Annotated in this window: 22 protein-coding genes and 1 pseudogene; 16 read left to right on the top strand and 7 right to left on the bottom strand. The window is 50.1% G+C overall.

Annotated elements, in window-relative coordinates; all coding sequences use genetic code 11:
• Window positions 1-140 precede the first annotated feature (140 nt).
• On the top strand, window positions 141-671 hold the full coding sequence (ssb1, locus tag ACOXYR_RS20060) for a single-stranded DNA-binding protein SSB1 (protein WP_015966315.1): 531 nt from the start codon (window positions 141-143) through the stop codon (window positions 669-671).
• Window positions 672-725: 54 nt separating this feature from the next.
• Here the strand turns inward: ssb1 and ACOXYR_RS20055 are convergent, their stop codons facing one another.
• A complete protein-coding gene (locus ACOXYR_RS20055) occupies window positions 726-1,007 on the bottom strand; it encodes a YjcB family protein (protein WP_108476023.1) in 282 nt (93 codons plus the stop codon).
• 284 nt (window positions 1,008-1,291) lie between these two features.
• Window positions 1,292-1,621: a superoxide response transcriptional regulator SoxS gene (soxS, locus tag ACOXYR_RS20050; RefSeq protein WP_015966313.1), complete on the bottom strand. Its 330-nt coding sequence runs from the start codon at window positions 1,619-1,621 to the stop codon at window positions 1,292-1,294.
• 87 nt (window positions 1,622-1,708) lie between these two features.
• On the opposite strand from soxS, the gene soxR reads away from it, so the two are divergent.
• The 11 genes and pseudogenes from soxR (at window position 1,709) to ACOXYR_RS19995 (ending at window position 15,671) form a co-directional block, all read left to right on the top strand.
• A complete protein-coding gene (gene soxR / locus ACOXYR_RS20045) occupies window positions 1,709-2,167 on the top strand; it encodes a redox-sensitive transcriptional activator SoxR (RefSeq protein ID WP_108476024.1) in 459 nt (152 codons plus the stop codon).
• 263 nt (window positions 2,168-2,430) lie between these two features.
• Window positions 2,431-3,099, top strand: coding sequence for a glutathione S-transferase family protein (locus ACOXYR_RS20040; RefSeq protein ID WP_421356477.1), 669 nt, complete (start codon window positions 2,431-2,433; stop codon window positions 3,097-3,099).
• Between the two features lie 416 nt (window positions 3,100-3,515).
• Window positions 3,516-4,865 (top strand): NCS2 family permease, encoded by a 1,350-nt coding sequence (locus ACOXYR_RS20035; RefSeq protein ID WP_108476026.1) that lies wholly within the window; start codon window positions 3,516-3,518, stop codon window positions 4,863-4,865.
• 301 nt (window positions 4,866-5,166) lie between these two features.
• Window positions 5,167-6,532, top strand: a pseudogene (locus tag ACOXYR_RS20030) (bacteriophage T4 gp5 trimerisation domain-containing protein).
• Between the two features lie 9 nt (window positions 6,533-6,541).
• A complete protein-coding gene (locus ACOXYR_RS20025) occupies window positions 6,542-8,908 on the top strand; it encodes a chitinase (RefSeq protein WP_421425929.1) in 2,367 nt (788 codons plus the stop codon).
• Window positions 8,905-9,366 (top strand): hypothetical protein, encoded by a 462-nt coding sequence (locus ACOXYR_RS20020; RefSeq protein WP_407732377.1) that lies wholly within the window; start codon window positions 8,905-8,907, stop codon window positions 9,364-9,366. Before ACOXYR_RS20025 ends, ACOXYR_RS20020 begins: the two co-directional genes overlap by 4 nt.
• A gap of 104 nt (window positions 9,367-9,470) precedes the next feature.
• Window positions 9,471-9,743 carry a glycoside hydrolase family 19 protein gene (locus ACOXYR_RS20015; RefSeq protein WP_407732376.1) on the top strand — a complete coding sequence of 91 codons (273 nt, stop codon included), beginning with the start codon at window positions 9,471-9,473 and terminating at the stop codon, window positions 9,741-9,743.
• A 155-nt stretch (window positions 9,744-9,898) separates the two neighbouring features.
• Entirely contained in the window at window positions 9,899-10,828 is a 930-nt protein-coding gene (locus tag ACOXYR_RS20010; protein ID WP_421356738.1) for a hypothetical protein, read from the top strand.
• Window positions 10,829-11,180: 352 nt separating this feature from the next.
• Window positions 11,181-12,764 (top strand): hypothetical protein, encoded by a 1,584-nt coding sequence (locus ACOXYR_RS20005; protein ID WP_421425930.1) that lies wholly within the window; start codon window positions 11,181-11,183, stop codon window positions 12,762-12,764.
• A 58-nt stretch (window positions 12,765-12,822) separates the two neighbouring features.
• Entirely contained in the window at window positions 12,823-13,230 is a 408-nt protein-coding gene (locus ACOXYR_RS20000) for a hypothetical protein (protein ID WP_421356550.1), read from the top strand.
• 794 nt (window positions 13,231-14,024) lie between these two features.
• Entirely contained in the window at window positions 14,025-15,671 is a 1,647-nt protein-coding gene (locus ACOXYR_RS19995) for a Na+/H+ antiporter (RefSeq protein WP_108476036.1), read from the top strand.
• A 119-nt stretch (window positions 15,672-15,790) separates the two neighbouring features.
• Here the strand turns inward: ACOXYR_RS19995 and ACOXYR_RS19990 are convergent, their stop codons facing one another.
• Window positions 15,791-16,675 carry a LysR family transcriptional regulator gene (locus tag ACOXYR_RS19990; protein ID WP_108476037.1) on the bottom strand — a complete coding sequence of 295 codons (885 nt, stop codon included), beginning with the start codon at window positions 16,673-16,675 and terminating at the stop codon, window positions 15,791-15,793.
• Between the two features lie 103 nt (window positions 16,676-16,778).
• Between ACOXYR_RS19990 and ACOXYR_RS19985 the strand changes: the two genes are divergently transcribed.
• Together ACOXYR_RS19985 and ACOXYR_RS19980 are read left to right on the top strand one after the other, a co-directional pair.
• Complete coding sequence (locus tag ACOXYR_RS19985) at window positions 16,779-17,189, top strand: CidA/LrgA family protein (protein WP_108476038.1); 411 nt, start codon at window positions 16,779-16,781, stop codon at window positions 17,187-17,189.
• The gene (locus ACOXYR_RS19980; RefSeq protein WP_113859035.1) at window positions 17,182-17,871 is read left to right on the top strand and encodes an LrgB family protein; all 690 of its coding nucleotides are present in this window, start codon (window positions 17,182-17,184) and stop codon (window positions 17,869-17,871) included. The genes ACOXYR_RS19985 and ACOXYR_RS19980 overlap by 8 nt, the downstream gene beginning before the upstream one ends.
• 106 nt (window positions 17,872-17,977) lie before the next feature.
• Here ACOXYR_RS19980 and ACOXYR_RS19975 read toward each other — a convergent pair whose 3' ends face one another.
• Window positions 17,978-18,130: a Hok/Gef family protein gene (locus ACOXYR_RS19975; RefSeq protein ID WP_208638242.1), complete on the bottom strand. Its 153-nt coding sequence runs from the start codon at window positions 18,128-18,130 to the stop codon at window positions 17,978-17,980.
• Window positions 18,131-18,372: 242 nt separating this feature from the next.
• Entirely contained in the window at window positions 18,373-19,686 is a 1,314-nt protein-coding gene (locus ACOXYR_RS19970; RefSeq protein WP_421356549.1) for a Gfo/Idh/MocA family protein, read from the bottom strand.
• A gap of 47 nt (window positions 19,687-19,733) precedes the next feature.
• Here ACOXYR_RS19970 and ACOXYR_RS19965 point away from each other — a divergent pair, with 47 nt between their 5' ends.
• Window positions 19,734-21,302 carry a hypothetical protein gene (locus ACOXYR_RS19965; RefSeq protein ID WP_421356548.1) on the top strand — a complete coding sequence of 523 codons (1,569 nt, stop codon included), beginning with the start codon at window positions 19,734-19,736 and terminating at the stop codon, window positions 21,300-21,302.
• Between the two features lie 235 nt (window positions 21,303-21,537).
• Here the strand turns inward: ACOXYR_RS19965 and ACOXYR_RS19960 are convergent, their stop codons facing one another.
• Entirely contained in the window at window positions 21,538-22,470 is a 933-nt protein-coding gene (locus ACOXYR_RS19960; RefSeq protein WP_113859039.1) for a LysR substrate-binding domain-containing protein, read from the bottom strand.
• Window positions 22,471-22,563: 93 nt separating this feature from the next.
• Window positions 22,564-23,058 (bottom strand): DUF1097 domain-containing protein, encoded by a 495-nt coding sequence (locus ACOXYR_RS19955; protein WP_113859040.1) that lies wholly within the window; start codon window positions 23,056-23,058, stop codon window positions 22,564-22,566.
• Between the two features lie 260 nt (window positions 23,059-23,318).
• Between ACOXYR_RS19955 and ACOXYR_RS19950 the strand changes: the two genes are divergently transcribed.
• Window positions 23,319-23,924 carry an ankyrin repeat domain-containing protein gene (locus tag ACOXYR_RS19950; protein ID WP_189624427.1) on the top strand — a complete coding sequence of 202 codons (606 nt, stop codon included), beginning with the start codon at window positions 23,319-23,321 and terminating at the stop codon, window positions 23,922-23,924.
• The last annotated feature ends 18 nt before the right edge of the window (window positions 23,925-23,942 follow it).

Here is a 23,942-nt window from a genome sequence, read left to right as displayed (position 1 = left end):
TATAACAGTGTAAGATATTCAACGCCAATGAGTTTTATGGAATGGGCCTCGCATGCTATCAAAACACCGCTTTGTAATGCTACAATCGCGCGTTTACACTATTTATAACCGTATTCAGTAACGCATCAGGAGAGACAATCATGGCCAGCAGAGGCGTAAACAAGGTGATTCTCGTCGGTAATCTGGGCCAGGACCCGGAAGTACGCTACATGCCGAATGGTGGCGCAGTTGCCAACATTACGCTGGCTACTTCCGAATCCTGGCGTGATAAAGCGACCGGTGAAATGAAAGAGCAGACCGAATGGCACCGTGTTGTGCTGTTCGGCAAACTCGCGGAAGTTGCGGGTGAATACCTGCGTAAAGGCTCTCAGGTTTATATTGAAGGCCAGCTGCGTACCCGTAAATGGACCGATCAGTCCGGCGTTGAAAAATACACCACCGAAGTGGTTGTAAACGTTGGCGGCACCATGCAGATGTTGGGTGGCCGTCAGGGCGGCGGCGCACCGGCAGGTGGTCAGGGTCAGCAGCAGGGCGGTTGGGGTCAGCCTCAGCAACCGCAGGGCGGCAACCAGTTCAGCGGCGGCGCGCAGTCTCGTCCGCAGCAGCAACAGTCCGCACCGGCACCGTCTAACGAACCGCCAATGGATTTCGACGACGATATCCCGTTCTGATTTTCAGACATAAAAAAACCTGCGAAAGCAGGTTTTTTTATGAATACGATTTTATCAGGTCAACACCATCGGCCATTCTGGCGGTGTCTGGCTCATCACTTCCACCATCACCTCTTTGATGTTATTGCAGATAGTTGCAATATCCACCATCGTAATCCCCAGCAACCCCGTTGCGAACCAGCAGGCAGACGCCACGCCCAGAACGCTACAAATCACCGCGAGACCCGCGTAATCGGCTTTACGTAAGCGAATTTTCAGCGTACTGGCAAGGAACATTAAAACGGCGCTAAACAGCGGCCAGCGTAACAGCACGACACCTGTAGAGATGGAAACCATGAGACCTTATCCTCAGAGATAAACGGTATGCCCTGACAGCGCGGCGTTCTCACGAAGGTGCGGTTCACTCTGGCTATCGACAGGCATTCACAAATGATATGAAACGCTGTTTTTGTTTCACTCTATAATGTGAACTATATCACAATTGCTGTTTTATTCACCAGAGGTAAACACAGCAAATTGCGCCATTTATCGCTGACAATAGTTACATAAGAGAAGGGATGGATGTAACTTTCTGTTTTATCTGTAGGCCGGATGCACGTAAGCGTCATCCGGCGCGGTGTTCATGCTGACAGACGGTGGCGATAGTCGCTCGGTGTGCGGTCGAATTCGCGGCGGAAGACACGTGAGAAGGTCTGCTGGGAAACATATCCCAGATCCATCGCAATATCGAAAATCGGTCGTTGCGTGTTACGCAACTCCTGCGCTGCCAATAACAGACGACGTTGACGAATGTAGTCGCCCAGCGTTTGATGCATCTCGGTGCGGAACATCCGTTGCAGGTACCACTTTGAGTAGCCGGATTTTTTCGCCACAACATCAATGTTCAGTGGTTGATCGATATGTTCATCTATCCATTCGATAAGCGTTTGAATAATTTCCCGATGGGACATAAGGCTCTCCCCGTTGTCTATTTTTGCTTCAACTTTTGTCTTGCTGGCGAGTATAATTCCTCAAGTTAACTTGAGGTAAAGCAGAAAATGGAAAAAAAACCAACGCGCATTAAAACGCTGCTCACGCCGGGCGAAGTCGCCAGACGTACCGGGGTTGCCGTCTCCGCTTTGCACTTCTATGAGAGCAAAGGGCTTATTCGCAGCCAGCGCAATGCGGGCAACCAGCGGCGATACAAACGTGATGTGCTGCGCTATGTGGCAATCATTAAAATCGCTCAGCGTTTGGGCATCCCGCTTGCCACGATCGGCGAGTCGCTGGGCGTGGTGCCGGAAGGGCATACGCTGGGGCAAAAAGACTGGAAACGCCTGACCACCCAGTGGCGTCAGGAGCTGGATAAACGTATTCACTCGATGGAAGCACTGCGCGACCAGCTTGATGGCTGCATCGGTTGCGGCTGTATGTCGCTGCGTGACTGCCCGCTGCGTAACCCTGGCGATAAGCTGGGGGAAGAGGGCACCGGCGCACGCCTGCTGGAAGACGATTAAAAAACGAAAGCGCCACAACTGGGCGCTTTCGTATGTTCCGGTCTTTGTCTTTCGCTCTATCCCACTGGTTCATGGGAGGGTTTCCCCCGACATCAGCATCCCTCGGTCGAGCTACGGGTTGGAGGTTCCGGTTTGTGCTGACACTTTAAGTCTACCTCTCCTCCCCCTGTTCGCCAGTTGAATTGACGTTTTTTTCGCCGCAATTTTTACTGGGATCGCCGTCTGTTCCTATAGTTAATTTGAACAAACCTGCGGAGAAAACCATGTTAACCGTCCATCATCTGAATCAATCCCGCTCGCAGCGCGTGCTCTGGGCACTGGAAGAATTAAACCTGCCTTACCAGATTGTCCGCTATCAGCGCGGTGCCGATATGCTGGCACCCGATTCCCTGAAAAAAATCCATCCGCTGGGTAAATCGCCGATTGTTGAGAACGACGGCCACGTTATCGCTGAATCCGGGGCGATTCTTGAGTATCTGCAAGAAATCGGCGATCCCGAAAGCCGCTTTAAACCGCAGGATATTGACGGAAAATTGCAGTATCGCTTCTGGCTGCACTATGCCGAAGGCTCGTTAATGTCGCTCATGATGATCAAACTGGTTTTGCAGATGCTGGGCAAATCTCCGGTGCCGTTGGGGTTGCGCACGGTGGGCAAAGTGCTGGGAACGGGCGTTCAGAAAGCCTGGCTGAATAATCAGTTAGCCACGCATGCCGGGTTTATCGAAGCACATCTTGCGAAGTCGACGTGGTTTGCGGGAGAGAGCCTGAGCATGGCAGACATTCAGATGAGTTTTCCGCTGTTTGCGTTGCTATCTCGTGGCGGAATATCGTCTCTGCCTAATATCACCGCGTGGAAAGAACGCGTGGAAGCGCGTCCGGCCTGGCAACAGGCAATTGAAAAGGGCGGCCCCTTTTCGCTACCCGGTGAGTAGCGCCCGATTTGCAACGAAATTGTTGTTGAATTGCGCATCAACGATAACGTTTGCGCATAGGTTGGTGATTTCTTCATCGTCTTAAGCGAAATTTAGCGAAATGGCATAAACATCAGTTGAAAATGGTGGCATAAAAACCAGATAATCGTTTGCCTTAAAATTCTGACGCCTTCTGCTGGCTTTTTTAACGTTTTATGCTTCGTCAAGTTGCCGAAAGGTGCTCAGGAAATGCCTATGCTGCATCCGTAGCGTAGGTGGTAACGCTCAACCGTTTTGTATGCGCGGAGTTAAACGTTTGCTTTTTTGCGGCTCCCCTTTGCCGCGAGGTTTAAGCACAAGGAGATGACGTTTAGCTGGCAGTGGATTGTCCACCACGTGTACGGACGAATGATAAAAATTTTCAGGGGATGTTTTCTATGTCTACGCCTTCAGCGCGTACCGGCGGTTCACTCGACGCCTGGTTTAAAATTTCTGCTCGTGGTAGCTCCGTTCGTCAGGAGATTGTCGCCGGTCTGACTACCTTCCTGGCGATGGTCTATTCCGTCATCGTCGTGCCGGGGATGCTCGGCAAAGCGGGCTTCCCGCCGGCAGCGGTCTTCGTGGCTACCTGTCTGGTAGCCGGTGTCGGCTCCATCGTGATGGGCCTGTGGGCGAACCTGCCGTTGGCTATTGGTTGTGCTATCTCGCTGACTGCGTTCACTGCCTTCAGTCTGGTGCTGGGGCAGCAAATCAGTATTCCGGTTGCGCTGGGCGCGGTCTTCCTGATGGGTGTTCTGTTCACCATTATTTCTGCGACGGGCATCCGTAGCTGGATTTTGCGCAATTTGCCGCAGGGCATCGCGCACGGCACGGGTATTGGTATCGGCCTGTTCCTGCTACTGATTGCGGCAAACGGCGTCGGTCTGGTTATCAAGAATCCGCTGGATGGCTTGCCGGTTGCGCTGGGGCATTTTGCCAGCTTCCCGGTGATTATGTCGCTGATCGGTCTGGCGATGATTATCGGCCTCGAAAAACTGAAAGTGCCGGGCGGCATTCTGCTGACCATCATCGGTGTGTCGATTGTCGGCCTGATTTTTGACCCGAATGTGCACTTCTCTGGTTTCTTCGCTATGCCTTCTCTGAGCGATGAACACGGTAACTCCCTGATTGGTAGCCTCGATATTATGGGGGCACTGAATCCGATCGTGCTGCCAAGCGTGCTGGCGCTGGTCATGACCGCGGTGTTCGACGCTACCGGTACCATTCGTGCCGTAGCCGGTCAGGCTAACCTGCTGGATAAAGATGGGCAGATTATCAACGGCGGCAAAGCGCTGACCACGGACTCCCTGAGCAGCGTGTTCTCCGCGTTTGTTGGCGCAGCGCCAGCGGCGGTGTATATCGAATCTGCGGCCGGTACGGCGGCGGGCGGCAAAACGGGCTTAACGGCGATAACCGTTGGCGTTCTGTTCCTGCTGATCCTGTTCCTCTCTCCGCTCTCTTACCTGGTTCCGGCCTACGCCACCGCTCCGGCGCTGATGTATGTCGGTCTGCTGATGCTGAGCAATGTGGCGCGCATCGATTTCAACGACTTTGTTGATGCAATGTCTGGCCTGATTACCGCCGTTTTCATCGTACTGACCTGTAACATCGTGACCGGCATTATGATTGGTTTCGCGACGCTGGTGGTTGGCCGCGTGGTATCGGGCGAATGGCGTAAGCTGAACATTGGCACTATCGTGATAGCGGTGGCGCTGGTGGCGTTTTATGCGGGTGGCTGGGCGATTTAATGCCTTGGTAGAGTGGATAAGGCTCTAGCCACCATATAGAAAAATGCGGGGCACGAAAGTGCCCCGCATTTTATTGCAATTTACTTACTTTAGATATTCCCTTCTGAAACGCCAGGCACCTGACTCGTTCTTAAATAATTCATAGCATTATGTTGAGCCTTTATGAAATCTGATTTGTGCAGATTAAGCGGCAATATCACATTCGACATGTTAACCCCTATGTAAACTGCGCCTGGATAGAATGCGCGGGAAGAGCTTCAAGCCAGGCGGTAGCGTGCGTGGGATTAATCAGGGAGGTTACATGTCATCAGAAGGCTTACGTTTCACCCTGGCGGTGTACGACATCGTGGAGATGGCAACGGCGGTGGTGAGCTTTCGCCTGTACCAGCATCACTGCACGCCGTTCATCCTGAATGTGGATATCGCCAGCGGGCTGTTCGACCTGACGGCGGAGGATTTTCTGAAGAAGAACGCGATGCTGACGGTCTGGCAGGGTGATATTGCGCAGCGTTACGTCAGCGGTATCGTCACGGAAGTCCTGCTTGGTGAGAACAACGGGTGGCAGATGCGCTATTCCCTGAGCATCAGCCCGCCGCTGTGGCGCGCAGGCTTACGGCAGAATTTCCGAATCTTCCAGCAGTAGGACATCCAGACGATATCAGCCCAGCTTCTAAATGAGAACGGGGTGACGGCGTGGATGCCGCTGTTCTATGAAGACCATCCGGCGCGGGAGTTCTGCGTGCAGTACGGGGAGAGCAACCTCGCAATACCGTGCGTGGGTCAGGAGGTGATAGGGGACTTCCTCAACGGCGACCCGGACCAGCCCGTCGGCACGGGACGTACCTACCATGAAGATAACCGTCCCCGGGTGATTTACCGGGAACGAAGACGCAGATGACCATCCGCTCGAAAACGTACAAGGGCAGCGACTTTAACGAGCTGCGCTTGGAGGACGCCACCAATAATGAGCAGGTGTATATCCATGCGCAGAAGAACATGAACACGGAGGTGCTTAACGACCGGACAACGGACGTGAAGCATGATCATACGGAGACCATCGGTAACGACCAGAAGATAACGGTGGTGAAGGGGCAGACGGTTCAGGTCGGCACCAAAAAAGAAGGCGGCCACGACCAGCGTATCACGGTACGTAATGACCAGACACTGAAGGTGACGAACGACAGGATGGTGAGCGTGAGCCATGATGACGGTCTGTACGTAAAAATGACCGAAAGGTGACGGTGGAAGGGAAGCAGGAGCACAAAACGACGGGGAACCACGTCAGCCTGGTGGAGGGGAAGCACAGCCTGGAGGTGAAGGGCGACCTGGCGAGGAAGATTACCGGTGCGCTGGGAATGAAGGTCCGGGATGAAATCGTACTGGAGAGCGGCGGTAAAATCACCCTGAAGGTGGGCGGCTCGTTTGTGGTCATCCATTCAGGCTGAGTGGACATCGTCGGGCCGAAAATCAATCTGAATAGCGGCGGTAGTCCGGGAACGCCGGTGCCGACGCTACAACCGGCGGTTCTGAAAGCGCTGGCAGATACGGGGGATGGAAGTACGGGAAGTGAAGGCACTGAGCCGCCACGGAAAAATGTCCAGGACACCTTCAAGCCCCCACTACAGGAGCCTGTACCACCACAACGGCTGGGAAGATTCTCACGATAAGGACTGAACATGAAAATAAGTTACCCCATCAGGGATACAGACGGAAAAGAGTTCGACTCACTGGACAAGATAATGCAGCTAATTGACGCAGAAACGCACGGAACATGGCTGCTGGGTGGAAACCAATTGTGGCACGGCGGCATACATATCAGCGACGTATCGAACCCCTTCTCTTCCCTGAATCCGGATGCGCTGAATACCGGAGAGCCGGTTCCTCTGCAGTTTATGGCCGACGGCACGATTGCAGCGTACCGGATAAATAATGATTACCTGAAAGGCCCCTACAAAGGGCAGCAACTCCGGTACAGCAGCACATTTGTTCTGGTGAAATCATTGTGCCAGCCTGACCCGCAAAAAGAAGAAAGCTGGCTGGAGTTCTACAGCCTGTATATGCATCTGGCCCCGGTGAAAGATTATCCGGCGTCTCCCTGCTATAAAGTGAAAGCCGGACACAGCGGTATACTGTTGCGTAAATATATCAACGGGCAAAACGGACTTCCAGAGGGTCAGGAGAGCGGGGATTATGTAACATACCAGGCTCCACCAAAAACCAGCAAAAAACTAAACGCAGGGGAGCGGTTTGTCTCATCGCGAACCGGGCGTTTTTACGTAACGAAGAACAATCAGACAGATTTGATGACATTCGGTCTGGTTCGCCTGCTGAACGGTGAAACGACGGAAAATGAGCAGTACTGGGTGACGCTGGACCCGGCGTTAATGGAGCAGGACGGTGAAATACAGGCGCTGATGCCAGCGTGGATGCTGAAGGCGAAGGTAAAAGGGGAATTTGACCGGGTGCAACTGGGGGGAGAAACGGCAGAATGGCAGGTCAGCGCCGGAACACCGGTCGGATTTATGGGATGTGAGGAATACCCCGGCGAAGGCGGCGGTCAGGTTGAGCGTGAGTGGTTTGTTCATCTTGAGGTGCTGAGTGCTGATGCCAGAATGCCGACATTTTTATCCAACCCGGCGGATGTTAAAGGGGAAAAACGAACAGTAATGGCCCCGAAAGGCAAAATGCTCTACGCCCGTCAGTCTGCGTCAGAACAGGAGACCTTTACTGCAACCGCAGCTACGCTGGGCGCGCAGTGTGTGCTTCCACGTGAAACGACAACACCGGCCATGGATGAATCGCAACAGTGGTGGTTTAACATCAGCGGAAGCGGCTGGCTACCACAGAAGGATGTTGAAGAGGTCGGGCAGTACGATTTACTGAAGCTGGGTTTTCAGCCACTGGAAGAGAACAGCAGTGGTGATATGACGTACAGCCCCTATGAAGGTTGGGTACCGGAAGCATTTGGTTCAATAAGCCGTGCCGCAGAGCAGGGAGATGAATGGCTGTACGAGCAGGTGCCGCCCTATTACCGTCAGCTGATGGCTGAAATGGATAAGGACGGTGACGGAAAAGTGACGGAAGAAGAAATCCGGCAGGCGCTGGTCGTGCGTGAACCACTGGTGAGGAATGTGGTCAATCATCTGACAGTCAGACACCACAGCGAATGGTATGGCGGGCGCTCAACGGGGCGGTGGGAAGGATTTTATAAAGACCTGGATACCGATGAAGTGGCATATTGTGAGAAGTGGCAGACAGATCTGGAGTGGATGAGAGAAGTGCCGCCATTCAGTGCTGATAGCCCGGTGTGGCATTTTCATCCGGTGGTGTTTTTGGACATGATGAAGCTTTCAGATAATGTTGTGACATATGAAAAATTGAAAAGAGTTTTTCCGCAAGCTTTGGATGAAGATATAAACATTGTGGTTAAAGAATTAAGAGGAAACCTTGTTACATTTAAACTAGACACACCAATAAGATTGAGGCATTTTTTCTCTCAAATAAAAGGTGAAGTAGGTGAACAAATGAAAGCGAAAACAGAAAGTTTTCAGTTCTCTCCTTCTACGTTAAGAGCATTTAGTTCTTATTATCGAGCGCATTCACCAGAATCTGAAGAGGATGGCTATGAGAAAAATTCAGCAGGAGTTTTTATCCGCCGAGCTAATGAACAGGCTATTGGGCGAAAACACTATCTGAGACTGAATGGTAACAGGCAAGATCATCCCGATGATGGTTATAATTTTAGAGGTAGAGGGTTAATTCAAATAACAGGATATGAAAAATATAACAGATTCTCTACAGAGTATAACCTTTATTGGTCAAGTACAGCTCCTGATACCGTCAATCATCCTGAAAAAATTAATGAGATGCCTTACGCTATTCGTAGTGCTCTATGGTTTTGGGTAAAATATAAACCTTATAATGCTGATACAGGGGGAGGTTATGATGATGTTGAAAATGTCACAAGAGCTGTGAATGGAGGTAGTATGGGGCTTACAGAGCGAAAAGAGGCTTATCGTCTGTGCGAACAGGTATTTTCATGAAAATATTATTATTATTGTTTATTTTCTCATTTTATTCCTATGGCAGTGAATGTGATTTTAATGAAACTCTTTTGGCATCATGTGCTTTTCCGGGAGGAAGGCGCGTAGCTGTATTTTGTGCAAACAATTTTAAAAATGAGTCTCGATATTTTTTAAAAAATGTTGATATTGTTGAGCTTGAAGTTAAATTCAACGATAAAAATAAATTAAAAAGATGGTTGGATTTAGGTACATACACAACTTACATAGGTTTTAATAAAGGATATTACTCATATCTTATTGGTATTCCTGAGGAAAAGCCAGATGCTGTAGCATTTTTTGACATTAAGAAGAATGGAAGAGTTATCAGTACTAAAAAATGTTCCGCCAACTCATTTGGTGAAAAAAAAATTAAGAATAATAGTATTGATGATGTGTTAGATGGAGTTGTAAGAGACAATGGGTTCAAATTTCCTTAAATGATTAATAGATATTATAACAAAGCTGAACATGAAAATTAGTTATCCCTTAAAGGATACAGACGGAAAAGAGTTCGACTCACTGGACAAGATAATGCGGCTTATTGACGCAGAAGCGAACGGAACCTGGTTGCTGGGCGGAAACCAATACAGAAGAAAAAAGGACCACCGCTATATCTAATGGAAATACACAGCAAGGTGATGGTTATAAATATCGTGGCCGTGGTTGTGTCCATTTGACGTGGAAGAATAACTACCTGAAAGCAAAAGAAAAATTTGGAATAGATTTTGTAAATAATCCAGAACTTGCTGGTGATTTTCAATATTCAGTGCCAATTATGGTCTGGGGGGATGGAAGAAGGGATTTTTACAGGTAAGAAAATTTCCATGTATATTAACAGTGATAAAATTGAATATGAAAACGCGCGGAAGGTTATTAATGGAAGTTATCAGAAGAAATTAATAGCTTCTTTTGCGGAGAAGTTTCAATCTATTCTAGAAAAAACATCAACTGCCCCTAAGGATTTTTAACTTGATCAGATATACGTTTATATTTTTGATAACGTTAATTTATAGTTACGCTACTACATGTGCCGGTAAAGAAATCATCTATGGATATGATAAATTTAATAATGAGATCTATGCACAATTTGGTCATGAAATAAAAAAAATGAAATTTATAATTGATTATGAAAATAATCCTTCTTATTCATTTGATTTTTTTTCTGGCGCCCCAGCAATAGTTTCCGATGGACGTTCATTGCATGATTTTACTGCATATGCAACATTAGAATATAAAGACAATCAATTCCATATTGATTGTCTTTATTACAATGTAAAAAGTAAGAAAAATGGTATTTTGATAAAGGAAGGCATGTGCGGGCTAAACACTCCTGTGCCACAAAATTATGCTGAATATATAGAGGGAAAAATAACTGACATTGAAAATAATATAGACTCATATGATACATCATTAATTCTTAATGGGAAGGTTAAACATATCTCAATAATAATTTATCGTGACGTAGATAATGTGTTTTATCAAGTCTATGATAGCAAACAGTCATTTTTAAATGACAAATATACTATTTTGCATATGAATAATAGTAGGGGGTGTGAAGTTTACGTTGGTAATCCATGGTGGGTAACTGATGCAACAATACCCTTGCAATTCAATATAATGACCGAGGATTCGAAGAATGGGAAGATTACCATAACTAACTCATCACCAAAATATTCAGATAGAGATATGTGTTCTTTATATCCGGCTATAAGTGTTAAACTTAGTAAGGCTTTTTTATATGATTCGTCATTGAAAATGAAAAAAGCATATTTAATTAAAAATTATAAGGTTAATCTTATATCAATTAGTGATGATGGTAAATGGTGTCGTATTGAGTATATTAATCAAAAAAATAAAAGTGTTTACGGGAACATGCAATGTACCAATTTAAATTTATGATTAATTCTGTAAGTTGATATCCTGTGCTGGATAGGAGCGCGAATACTGTGATACATATTAAGTGAGATCTTGCATTTAGCTTATTATTTCGGTTGTAAGTTAACAACTGAAACCATTAGGGTTCGAGCAGAAGGACAGCACATGAATATTAAAAATTCACTGAATTATATTCCTATAAATCCTGACTGTCGTCAGAAAGGGAAAATAAAGCATAAATGATCAGATATTTTATCTCTTATTATATGCGCTATCATTGCCGGTTCTGATGAATTGGTGGGTATTGAAGCTTTGTTGCAGGAACGGATACATTGGCTAAAAAAGGCAGGTCAGCGCCGGAACACCGGTCGGATTTATGGGATGTGAGGAATACCCTGGCGAAGGCGGCGGTCAGGTTGAGCGTGAGTGGTTTGTTCATCTTGAGGTGCTGAGTGCTGATGCCAGAATGCCGACATTTTTATCCAACCCGGCGGATGTTAAAGGGGAAAAACGAACAGTAATGGCCCCGAAAGGCAAAATGCTCTACGCCCGTCAGTCTGCGTCAGAACAGGAGACCTTTACTGCAACCGCAGCTACGCTGGGCGCGCAGTGTGTGCTTCCACGTGAAACGACAACACCGGCCATGGATGAATCGCAACAGTGGTGGTTTAACATCAGCGGAAGCGGCTGGCTACCACAGAAGGATGTTGAAGAGGTCGGGCAGTATGATTTACTGAAGCTGGGTTTTCAGCCGCTGGAAGAGAACAGCAGTGGCGATATGACGTACAGCCCCTATGAAGGATGGGTACCGGAAGCATTTGGTTCAATAAGCCGTGCCGCAGAGCAGGGAGATGAATGGCTGTACGAGCAGGTTCCGCCCTATTACCGTCAGCTGATGGCTGAAATGGATAAGGACGGTAACGGAAAAGTGACGGAAGAAGAAATCCGGCAGGCGCTGGTCGTGCGTGAACCACTGGTGAGGAATGTGGTCAATCATCTGACGGTCAAGCATCATAGCGAATGGTACGGCGGGCGCTCAACGGGTCGGTGGGAAGAATTTTATAAAGATCTGGACACCGATGAAGTGGCGTACTGCGAGAAGTGGCAGACAGACATGGAGTGGATGAGAGAGGTGTCGCCATTCAATAGTGATAACCCGGTATGGCATTTTCATCCGGTTGTGTTTTTGGACACTATTAATTCAAAATCTGTGTGTGCTTGCAACAGAGATATAACATTAGATGAATTAAAAAAAGTTGTTCCTACAGTAAGTGAAAATCTTCTTAAAAGTTATCTCTCCGATATAAATGCAGGGTTTATTCGGTTTGGTATGACCACTTGTAGAGAAAAAGCCCATTTTCTTGCGCAAATTATTCACGAGAGCGGTTACTTTAGATATACGAAAGAAATTAATGGCGAATCAGCCTCATATAGCCCGTGGTATGGCCGTGGCTTAATACAAGTTACAGGGGAAAGGAATTACACCGCCTATGGGGAATATATTAATGAGGACGTAACATCTTCAGATTCTGCAAGAGATAAACTCATATCCTCCCCACATTGCGTATTATCTGCATTTTGGTATTTCAATATATTTAAAAAAATAAATGAAGATGCAAAAAATAATGATTTTAATGAAATTACAGCAAAGATTAATGGAGGGTATAATCATTATGATGAACGGTTGTCGCTATTTAATAAATTGGTTCCTTCACTTGCTGCCGAGCATTTAAATCAGAAAGAAGTGAATGACGCTTTTTTGTTTGATGATAGTGGCGTATATGATAATAAAGTATATGCCTTGGGATGGGGAATATGGCATGATCCCGATAGCTCTCGAAGAGGTACCATCAAGAGTATCGAAGAAGCATTAAAAGGTTATAGAAGGGCGAAAGAATTAATTGACCTGCATCCGTTTCCCCAAGAAGGTCGTGAGGGTGAAAAAAAGTTTATGGAATAGGAAAAAGGAATATATCTACATTTGTAGAGAGACGAATAACTGAATTGGAGTAATTAATATGAAAGTTAACTCATTGGTTTTGCTTTTTTTGGTGCCTTTTTGTTTATTGGCTAAACAACAAACTACGGTAGGCTGTTTTAGCTCTGGGAAAACAAATTTAAAGTTTGTTGAAATATCGTCTGGTGATATTTTTTTAGGCTATGTGATTTATGAGAAATCCTCAAAATTCATACCTCTTGCGTTTATAAATAAATTGGAAGTGACTTTTGATGACAGGCCTTCTGAATTTAATTATGCATGGAGTGAGGTTATAAATGGCAAGGTTAATGGGTTGTATGCTGTTTCCACGCAGGGTGCAAGATTTAATTGGTTTTATTATAAATCAATGAGTGGGAAAATAACTGAATTTGAAGAAAATATTGAGGCATATAATAATGATGGTACTGATTGCAAATGGTCTGGGTGACCATTGTGCAGTTTTTTATGAAATGGATGTAGTGTTATTAAAATAATGATGCGACTAGATTTAATTTGTTTATTTTTAATTTAAATGTTTAATGATTTTAAGTTAGACATGAACGACTGACTGGAAAGAGGGATATTGTATCAGGGCAGGATCGTGGTGTGCCGTAGGCACAAAGATGCAAAACGGGACGTTTTGCATGTAATAAGCATAAGCTTGTAAAGAGATGGTGGCAGGCCCACCAAGATCTGTTGTCGGAAGTCGGTCCCAAACAACCCCGTTAGCTATGGCGAAGATCCATGGTAATAAATGCTGGAGTAGGATCAAACAAGAATTGTTCACATGTTAGGTATAGTGGGATGACTAAATCCCGACCTGTATTAAAGCGTCGTCAGGCCACTGCGCCATCAATATCGGAGGTCAAGAAGTGATATGATGAGCGCTTCTCCTTAAGTTAGCCTGCGGCATACTTTTAGTGATGGCATGGGAGAAACTACCAGTTAGTTATATGATCTAGAAGTTGAGCACCGCGCTAAGCTTCTGTTAACCAGCCATCGCTGGGCACGTTACTCGTACGACTGAGCGGCAATAACTGGACCCCGAAAGCAACGATTTCCTCAAGGTTGTGTCAGCGCGACAGCTGTTAACGATTTTTCGCATTTTTTTACCGGTCAATTTTTCATTTTAAGGATCGTCTCGTTTCCTTTTGCGTTACTCTGGTATGCGTATGATACAGAGGCATGACGCTTCATATTTTACGTTTTAGATAATAAGACAACGCTGCAAACAGGGATCGCATGGAAATATTCTTCACCATACTCATCATGACCCTCGTGGTCTCGCTCTCCGGGGTTGTAACCCGTGTCTTGCCATTTCAGGTGCCGCTGCCGCTGATGCAGATTGCCATCGGTGCGCTGCTGGCGTGGCCGACTTTTGGCCTTCACGTGGAGTTTGACCCGGAGCTGTTCCTCGTTCTGTTCATTCCGCCGCTGCTGTTCGCCGATGGCTGGAAAACGCCGACCCGTGAATTCCTGGAGCACGGTCGCGAAATCCTCGGCCTCGCCCTTGCGCTGGTTCTGGTGACGGTGGTTGGCATCGGTTTCCTGATTTACTGGCTGGTGCCGGGCATCCCACTGATTCCCGCATTCGCCCTGGCGGCGGTACTGTCGCCAACCGATGCGGTTGCGCTCTCCGGGATTGTGGGTGAAGGGCGCATTCCGAAGAAAATCATGGGTATTTTGCAGGGTGAAGCGTTGATGAACGACGCTTCGGGCCTGGTCTCGCTGAAGTTTGCCGTGGCAGTTGCCATGGGCACAATGGTCTTTACCGTTGGCGGCGCGACGCTTGAATTTCTGAAAGTCGCCATCGGCGGCATCCTGGCCGGTTTTGTGGTCAGTTGGCTGTATGGTCGCTCGCTGCGCTTCCTCAGCCGTTGGGGCGGCGATGAACCGGCAACGCAAATCGTGCTGCTGTTCCTGTTGCCGTTCGCGTCGTATCTGATTGCGGAACACGTCGGTGTTTCCGGCATTCTGGCGGCGGTCGCTGCGGGGATGACCATCACCCGTTCCGGCGTGATGCGAACCGCGCCGCTGGCGATGCGTCTGCGTGCCAACAGTACCTGGGCGATGCTGGAGTTCGTGTTTAACGGCATGGTGTTCCTGCTGTTGGGCCTGCAATTACCGGGTATTCTCGAAACGTCGCTGGTGGCTGCAGAAGCGGATCCAAACGTTGAAATCTGGATGCTGTTTACCGACATCCTGCTGATTTACGCGGCGCTGATGCTGGTGCGCTTTGGCTGGCTGTGGACGATGCAGCGCTTCAGCCAACGCTTCCTGAAGAAAAAACCGATGGAGTTTGGCAGTTGGTCAACGCGCGAACTGGCGATTGCTTCCTTCGCCGGGGTGCGCGGGGCGATCACCCTTGCCGGTGTGCTCTCTATTCCGCTGCTGCTGCCTGATGGCAACGTCTTCCCGGCACGCTATGAGCTGGTATTCCTGTCGGCGGGCGTCATTCTCTTCTCGCTGTTTGTCGGCGTCATTATGCTGCCGATTCTGCTGCGCCACATTGAAGTTCGTGATCTACCGCAGCAGCAAAAAGAGGAGCGTCTGGCCCGTTCTGCAACGGCAGAAGTGGCGATTGTCGCGATTCAGAAGATGGAAGAACGACTGGCGGCAGATACGCAGGAGAACATTGATAACCAGTTGCTGACGGAAGTCAGTTCCCGCGTGATTGGTAATTTGCGTCGCCGCGCCGATGGGCGTAACGACGTGGAAACCTCAATGCTGGAAGAGCAGCTGGAGCGTCGTTTCCGCCTGGCGGCGCTGCGTTCAGAGCGCGGGGAGTTGTATCACCTGCGTGCGACGCGGCAGATCAGTAACGAGACGTTGCAGAAATTGCTGCACGACCTTGATTTGCTGGAAGCGCTGTTGATTGAGGGTGAGTAATTCTCCCCCTCATCCTCACCCTCTCCCACAGGGAGAGGGATCCGATCGCAGAAGATTACATATTGGTGCCGGTTTTCTCCCTCTCCCTGTGGGAGAGGGCCGGGGTGAGGGGGACGAGCCTACTTCGGTAACCAAAACCCTTCACAGCACTTCAGCCACGCCTGGGCGCTGTGCGACAAATAAACCCCCTCCCGCCAAATCATGCCCAGCTGCCAGTGGAGTTCGCTCTCAAGCGGTAGCCAGCGCAGCGTTTTCGCATCCAGCCTTTCGCAAATCGGCTCCGGTAAAATCGCCACGCCGACGCCTGCCTGCACCATCGCCGCGAGGAAATCCCATTGGCCGCTGCGCACCGCGATACGCGGCTTCACGTTGTGTTGATTAAACAGATGCATCAACTGACGACTTAAGGCGAAATCTTCGTTATAGATAAGCAAAGGATGCGCCGCGAGCTGCTCGGGGGAAACTGATGTCTGTTCCAGCCACTCGCCGGAACGGGGAACCAGCACGCAAAGCGGATGGCTGAATAGCGGCAACGTCGCAAGGCCACTCTCTTCTTCCACCGGTAGCGCGGTCATGGCTAAATCAAGCTCGCCGTTCATCACCGCCTGCTGTACCGTCAGCCCGCCGAATTCGGACACTTTGAGTTCTACGCCGGGGTAACGCTGGCGAAACAGGCTGATGGGCCCGGCCATCATCATGCCGACCATTGGCGGGATGCCGAGGCGCAACTGGCCTTTATTGAGATGGTTGATATCGGTCAGTTCGGCTTCCAGTTGGCGAAATTCATCAAGGATCACCAGCCCGCGTTCAAATACTACCTGCCCGGTATCGGTGAGCAGCAATTTGCGCCCGTCGCGGATGAGCAGGGTGCTGTTGAGTTCATCTTCCAGATTTTTCAGCATCTTGCTGATAGTTGGCTGCGTGACGAAAAGTTTCTCCGCCGCGCGGGTAAAGCTTTGCTGACGTACCACTTCAACGAAATAGCGCAGCGTTCTGATGTCCATGATTATGCCTCGAAACTATACCTGCGATGAGTTTAATTCATTTCTGCCATCCTCGTGCGCTCACTATACTGTGCGCCTCTGATTTTTTCCGGACACTTCTTTCATGGCTGAGGCCTTAGGGCGCGTGATGCCCTCCGTTTTGCAACGTCTTCAGGTGCCGGTGCAGGTCATTCTGTACGCCGGGCTGTTTGTTTTTGCTGAATATCTGGTGAACTGGCTGAATCTGCCGCTGCCCGCCAACCTGGTGGGGATGGTGCTGATGCTGGCGCTGATTGTCTGTCGTATTGTGCCGCTGAAGTGGGTACGTGCGGGCTCGCGCTGGCTGCTGGCGGAAATGCTGCTCTTCTTCGTGCCCGCCGTCGTGGCAGTGGTGAATTACGCGCAACTGCTGATGGTCGATGGCTGGCGTATTTTTCTGGTGATTGCGCTCAGTACCATGATGGTGCTCGGCGCGACCGCCTGGGTGGTGGATAAAGTCTATCGCTACGAACTGAAGCGGATGCGCCATGAGTAACTTTCAACTGAGCGTGCTGTGTCTTGCGATTACGCTGGTGCTCTATTTCGCCAATAAACGTCTCTATCGCCGCTTTCGCAAATTGCCGCTGATGCCGCTGGTGTTAACGCCGGTTCTGCTGGTGCTGATGCTGGTGTTCGGCCACATCTCCTATCAAAACTATATGGGCGAAGCGCACTGGCTGCTGTGGCTGCTGGGCCCGGCGACCATCGCGTTTGCCGTGCCGGTGTACGACAATCTGGCGATCATCAAGCGTCACTGGATGTCACTCTCTGCCGGGGTGATTACCGCAACGGTGGTGGCGGTGACCAGTTCCGTCTGGCTGGCACGGCTGTTTACGTTGCCGGATGAGATTCAGCGCAGCCTGGCAGTGCGCTCTGTCACGACACCCTTTGCGCTGGCGGCGGCCAAACCCCTTGGCGGGCAGCCTGATTTGGTCGCGCTGTTCGTCGTGGTGACCGGCGTCTTTGGCATGGCGATTGGCGATGTGCTTTTTTTACGCCTGTCTATTCAGGAAGGGATGGCGAAAGGCGCAGGATTTGGCGCTGCGTCACACGGCGCCGGAACCGCACGCTCCTACGAGCTCGGCCCGCAGGAAGGCGTGGTGGCAAGCCTGGTGATGATGCTGTCAGGCGTGGTGATGGTGCTGGTTGCGCCGCTGGTGGGCTGGGTGATGTTCTGATTTTGTAATGAAGAAGCCCGCACGAGGCGGGCTTCGGTAATGACAGGGTGCTCAGAGGATAACCGAACACATAAAGAGTGGCGGGGATTGCTCCCCGCCGATGCTCTTACTCGGATTCGTAAGCCGTGAAAACAGCAACTTCAGTCTGGCTGGTTCGGAAATGAACCTCACAGAGATCCTTTCTCATTATCAGCGCCGCCAGTAAGGCGGTAATACAGATGATGATTAGGGCGACAAGCATCGCCTTATGCTGCTTCATGGCTCTCTTCTCCTTGACCTTTCGGTCTGTAAGAGGCAGTCTATATGTGTGTGGCATATAGTAAGCCTCGGGTTGATTGAAAAATCACTCGGGGCTTTTCTCTATCTGCCGTCCTGCAAATGCCTGAGACAGATAGCCTCAAGCACCCACACGCATTCTACTCCCTGCGCCTTTGTTTTCTCGATTGATGAAATCCGAATTTTCACCTCTGTTTCTGTTGTGACCATCCCTCTCAGCAAGACTTAAGCTTTGCCATCCCGGGCGTGTTTCATCAGACGTGAAACCAGGTCAAACTCCCGGAAATTGACCGGGCGCTGCTGCAGCATCGAAATATTCCCGGCAATCCCGGTGAGAATCGACATCGCCCCGGCACGGTGGTCGGCGGCGCGTTGCAGCGGGTCGTTGCCCGGCACACCGAAAAGATCCGCCAGCATCGCGTTATCGCCACCACCGTGGCCGCCTTCGCCAAGGGTGAAATCCGCTTTCCACGGTTCGGCAAACATCGGGAAGACGGTGATATCACACTGCTCCAGACTCCCTTCGTTTTCACGCTCGCCGCCTGCATTAACGTAGGATTTCTCGATAATTTTCATCTCCAGACGCCCTTCGGTGCCGTTGAACACCACGTTCAGCCCTTCCCACGGCAAGTAAGCGTTCAGGGAGTAGGTGAGCTGCACCTGATTCTGGTATTTCACCAGCACCGACAGGGTGTCTTCGATGGTAATCCCATCGCTAAAGACGCTCTGATCGCGGAAATAGTTATCTTCATGTTCGGCGTCCAGATAGAGCGCTTTAAGCTGCGGGTTTTCCGCCATTTCCAGCGCAAACGGATCATTTTTCGCTTCCGCGTAGCCGTGAGTGCGTGGATAGAACTGTGTCACGCCGCGTTTTTCGGCGTTCTCTTTGCCGTAGAATTGCAGGCTGCCTTCGGCATAAACGCGTTCCGGGTAGCTCGCCAGCCAGAAGTTCATCAGATCGAAATGGTGAGTGGATTTATGCACCAGCAGGCCGCCGCTGTTACGTTTTTCCCGATGCCAGCGACGGAAATAATCTGCCCCGTGCTCGGTATTGAGCAGCCACTCGAAGTGCACCGATGTGACCTGACCAATCACCCCCTGCATCAGCAGCTCGCGTATCTTGCTGTGATGCGGCGCGTAGCGATAGTTGAACGCCACGCGCACGGTATGCCCGGTTTCTTCGATGGCATCCAGAATGCGCAGGGCTCGCTTCTCATCGATGGTCATCGGTTTTTCGGTGATCACATCACAGCCCGCATGCAGCGCCCGCACAATATAATCATCATGGGTGCGATCCATGGTCGTGACGATAATACTATCCGGGCGGGTTTCGCGGATCATCTCTTCAAACTGCGCGGCTTTCCAGGTGGAAACGGGCGCGGCACCTTCCTTTTGCAGCAGCGTATTAGCGTAATTCATACGCGTCTGATTGGTATCGCAAAAGGCCACCAGTTTGGCATTCTCGCGCCATTGACCGCCGATAGCCGAAATATATAAACCTGCACGTCCTCCCGTGCCGACCAGCGCATATTTTTTCATTGTGTCCTCGATTATGATAAACGACAAAATAACGGCAGGATGTCGCGATGAAACGTATTCCCCACCAGTTGATGGAACTGAATAGCACCTTTATCTGGCACTGGCCCTGGTTTATTCAGGGTGTGCAGAGTGCGAAACAGCATGGTTTCACCGGGATAATCCTGCACCAACAGGAACTGCTTTCTATTCTGGCTACGCCCTCGCCATTGAGTCAGAAACTGAATGTCGAGAACCTTATTCATCAGCAAAATTACGCGCTGCTGTATTTAAAACGCGTTGACCGTTATCTGGCCGACAATAATTTATCTTTTTGGCTTCAGGGCGAAGCCGCGCCGACGGATGACATTATTAAGCGCAAATTTCCCGAGATGGCATTCGATGAAAAAAGCGCGCCCGATTTCTGGCCGCAGTTTTATGCGGCAATCATGCATCCGTTATTACAGGCGTTGCCGCATCTGAGCGGTTTAATTCTTAGCCTGACAACGCCCGCGTTTCAGACCTCCGGCTGGCAGCGCAGCCTGCATTCCGTCTGGAGCCTGCTACGCGGGCAGGGCAAAAAGCTGGTACTGCGTGACTTTATCGATGACAGCTGGCCGCGCCAGCAGCTCTCGAGCATTCTCGCGACGCTGCCGGGCGATGTGCGCGCCTCCATCAAAGCCACCGAGCTGGATTACCACCCCGGCTTCGCCAACCATCCCAATATCGCCACGCTGCCCGGCCACAATAAGTGGATCGAGTTTGACCTCTTCGGCACCGGCTACGGCTGGACGGCGCTGCCGTGCTATCTCGCTGATGAAATCAGCGGTCGCCTGAGCTGGGCGCTGAGCGTGGCGGAAAATGAAGTGGAAGCCATCACTTCCCGCGTCAGCTGGCAGTGGCTGCCCGATAGCCGGGTGATGGACTCTGTCAACGCCATCAATCTGCTTGGTCTGTCGGCGGCGAATCAACTTCAGGAGGGCGCGCTTACCACCTTCGAACGCTGGACTGAGCAGCAACAGCTTCGTTTCCGTTCCGTACAGGATAAACAGCGTCTCGCCGCCCTGCTGCATACCAGCTATGACTGGCTGTGCAAAACGCCCAACCTGCTGGGGCGGCGTATGCACTATCAAAGCCAAATCCCCGAAAGCCTCGCCCAGGCGCAGCAGTTGCTGCACATGGATACCCGCAGCGCCAACTGGATGCAGGCTTACCAGCCGCTGATGCCCACCGACGATCCGTCGCTTGGTAATGAGCAGCGCGAGCTGATCGCCCTTGAGAAAGAGACCGCCTGCTTCCTCGCCGCCAACGCTGTGCAAAGTCTGCGGGCGCTCATGCCGCGCATCACCTGCCCGAACAATACGCTGGAACAACTTCTTGCCGCCTGGCGTAACGCCGAGGTCTACAGCCAGATGTTTTCTCGCGTCGCTGCCAGCGTGACGCTGCTCACCTGGCACGATCATTACGGTAGTGAGCCTTCCGCCAGCGTACTTGCGGAACAGCAGAACGCGCTGCTGCGTTATGCCGATACGCTCGACCGCTGGCTGGACACGCCGCCCGCAGGCAGCCCGCTGTTTTTGTCGATGTTGCTGAACCCGGCGCGTTTGAGCCGTTTTGCTGACAGTTTGTCGATGGGGTAAGAATAGGGAGCGGCTCGCGAAAAGTCGTCTGTGGGAAGGATGAAGAAGAGCGGAGAAGTGTAGAAGGGGTAAATAGTGTGATAGAGATAGCGAATTGATGAAAATCAATGTGATGCAGATCGTTTTTTAACAGCTACAAAGCGTGATTTCAGTCACCAGACGGGCGTGAAAATGTGATTTTTGAACAACACGAAAATCAGTGGGATATGCTGGACGATCGCAAAGGCCCATCGAATCAGTTCTCTCTATGTAAAAGGTCTTGATAAATTCCGCTCAAAATCCCGCCGGGAGCAAACTCTTTTTTAATCCACAGTGTTACCTGTCCGGTGGCGGAGTGGCGCGTCGCCAGCAGCATACGAGAATCCTGACGTGGGTTGTGGATTTGTCGGGTGACCAGCAGTGATTGTTCTGCTGCTTTACGCACCATGTAGTCAGGTAAAAAACCGATTCCAGCGCCGAGGATCTGGCACTGGCATTTGGTGTTGAAATCGGGCACCAGCACCGATTCCTGACCGTGCAGCAGCCAGCCTACCTTCTTATTGATGGTATGCGCGGTATCTTCCACCATGATATTGGGATAAAGGCGTAGCTGACTTTCGGCGATGGGCTCCGGCATAAAGGCCAGGGGATGATCGGGGGCGATGGCGAAAACCCAACGAATCGCGCCAATTTCGGTGTAATCAATGCCGCCGCCGTCGAGCAGGGTATCCGGCGCGCCGATAGCAATGCTGGCCTGGTTATTGATCATCGCATCCCAGACGCCGTTATACACTTCCGTGGTGACGGTAATCTGGCAAGTGGGAAATTGCTTTTTCAACACCTGAAGCAAGCGGGCGGTATGTTCCGGTGTATAAAGCAACTGGTTGATACAAATGCGAATTCTTGTCTCTATTCCCTGGGCGATGGTATCAATACTGCGGCGAATGGCGTGAAAGTCATTGAGCAGATCGCTCGCTTTACGCAGAAAGTAGCGCCCGGATTCCGTCAGTTCTATGCTGCGGGTATTACGGGTAAACAGCACCACATCAAGGCCGGTTTCCATCCTGCGAATCGTGTAGCTGATGGCGGAAGTCGTCAGCCCTAACTCCTCCGCCGCTTTACTAAAGCTGCCGTAACGTGCGGCGGTGGTAAACGCCAGCAGGTTTTCTTCCGTAAAAATTGAGTTCATTTTCCTGCTCCGGTTACCGCATTATGCTCCTGTTTTACTGTAGTGATTCTCAGGGCAAAGTGACAATCACTTTTGAATAACTTTTAAAACTGATTACACCTTCTCTTTTGAGGTGGCTTCACTCAGCCTGCGCCCGGTATATTCCGAGATGAGTCCGATGCCGTTCCCGACGATAAAACCGGACAGCGCAACGGCCCAGTTAAGCCCGGTGGCGAAAAAAAGCGTCATGCCAAGAAAGCCGCCGGGAATAAACGAGGTCAGCCAGAAGCGCCCCTGCCAGACGATCGCCGCTGAGAAAGGAATAGTCATTATCACGCCAGCCAACCACGGCGAAAGCCCGGACGTGGTGGCTAACCAGCCCGTCGCCAGCGCGGCCAGAGAAGCCCATACCGCCCCGGAGACGTTAACGAACAGGCTTTTCGTAAATCCGGCTTTTCCGCCGCCAGCCGCATAGAAACTACAAAACGAGACAAAACCCGTTGTGCCTAATAACTCCCAACCTGGCGTCATTCCGACCCTGGAGGCCACCATTTGCCAGAGCCCTGCGCAAATACCGACGGTGATACCTGTTGCGGTGAGTCCGTTCATGGTGCCCCCCAATATCATGTTTTATGAATGTGTTGGTTTCGTTTCGGAACTATATCGAAATAAAACCCGGTTGAGTTAAGGGGTATAGAGGTAAAGGAACAAACAGTGTCTTAACGCACACTCTGCCTCCATTGTTGAATTACTTTCAATAATAAGGCGTGTTATGGCGAATTAAATTTAACCGCCTTCTTTTCCTGAAATTTCATTGCTATCCTCGATTTATGGATCAAACAGCCACATCATCAGCAGGGGGAATATTTATGACCACGAATAATTTGGCGAGTGAGTTTTTGCTGGCAGCCCAACATGGAAATGTTGATGCGCTCAGAAACTGTTTGCGGCAGGGTGTTGATGTTAATACACGTAATAGAACGAAGCAAACCGCCATTATTCTTGCGAGCCTGAATAAACATTATGACTGCGTGCAAATATTAATAGATGCAGGTGCAGATATTAATATGCAGGATAACATCTGTGCTAATCCTTTTCTGCTGAGTTGCCTGAATAATGATTTAACGCTTTTGAATTTAATTCTGCCCGCCAATCCCGATCTCAACCGTTTAACGCGTTTTGGCGGCGTGGGGCTGACGCCCGCCTGCGAAAAAGGCCATATCAATATTGTACGCGAATTATTAACCCGCACAGATATTAACGTTAATCAGACCAATTATGTTGGCTGGACGCCGCTGCTGGAAGCTATTGTGCTTAATGATGGCGGTGAAACGCAGCAGGCAATTGTACGTCTTTTACTGCAACACGGTGCCAGCCCGCATATGACCGATAAATACGGTAAAACGCCACTCGAACTGGCGCGCGAAAAAGGTTTTTCTGAAATTGCCGAACTGCTGATTGCGGCGGGTGCATAACGAAGGAGAATCGCCATT

Origin of the sequence: Pseudocitrobacter faecalis (genome assembly GCF_965231525.1) — a bacterium.
Lineage (GTDB): Bacteria > Pseudomonadota > Gammaproteobacteria > Enterobacterales > Enterobacteriaceae > Pseudocitrobacter > Pseudocitrobacter faecalis.
Note: the sequence above shows the minus strand (reverse complement) of the source record. Positions and strands in the feature narration are given on the sequence as shown.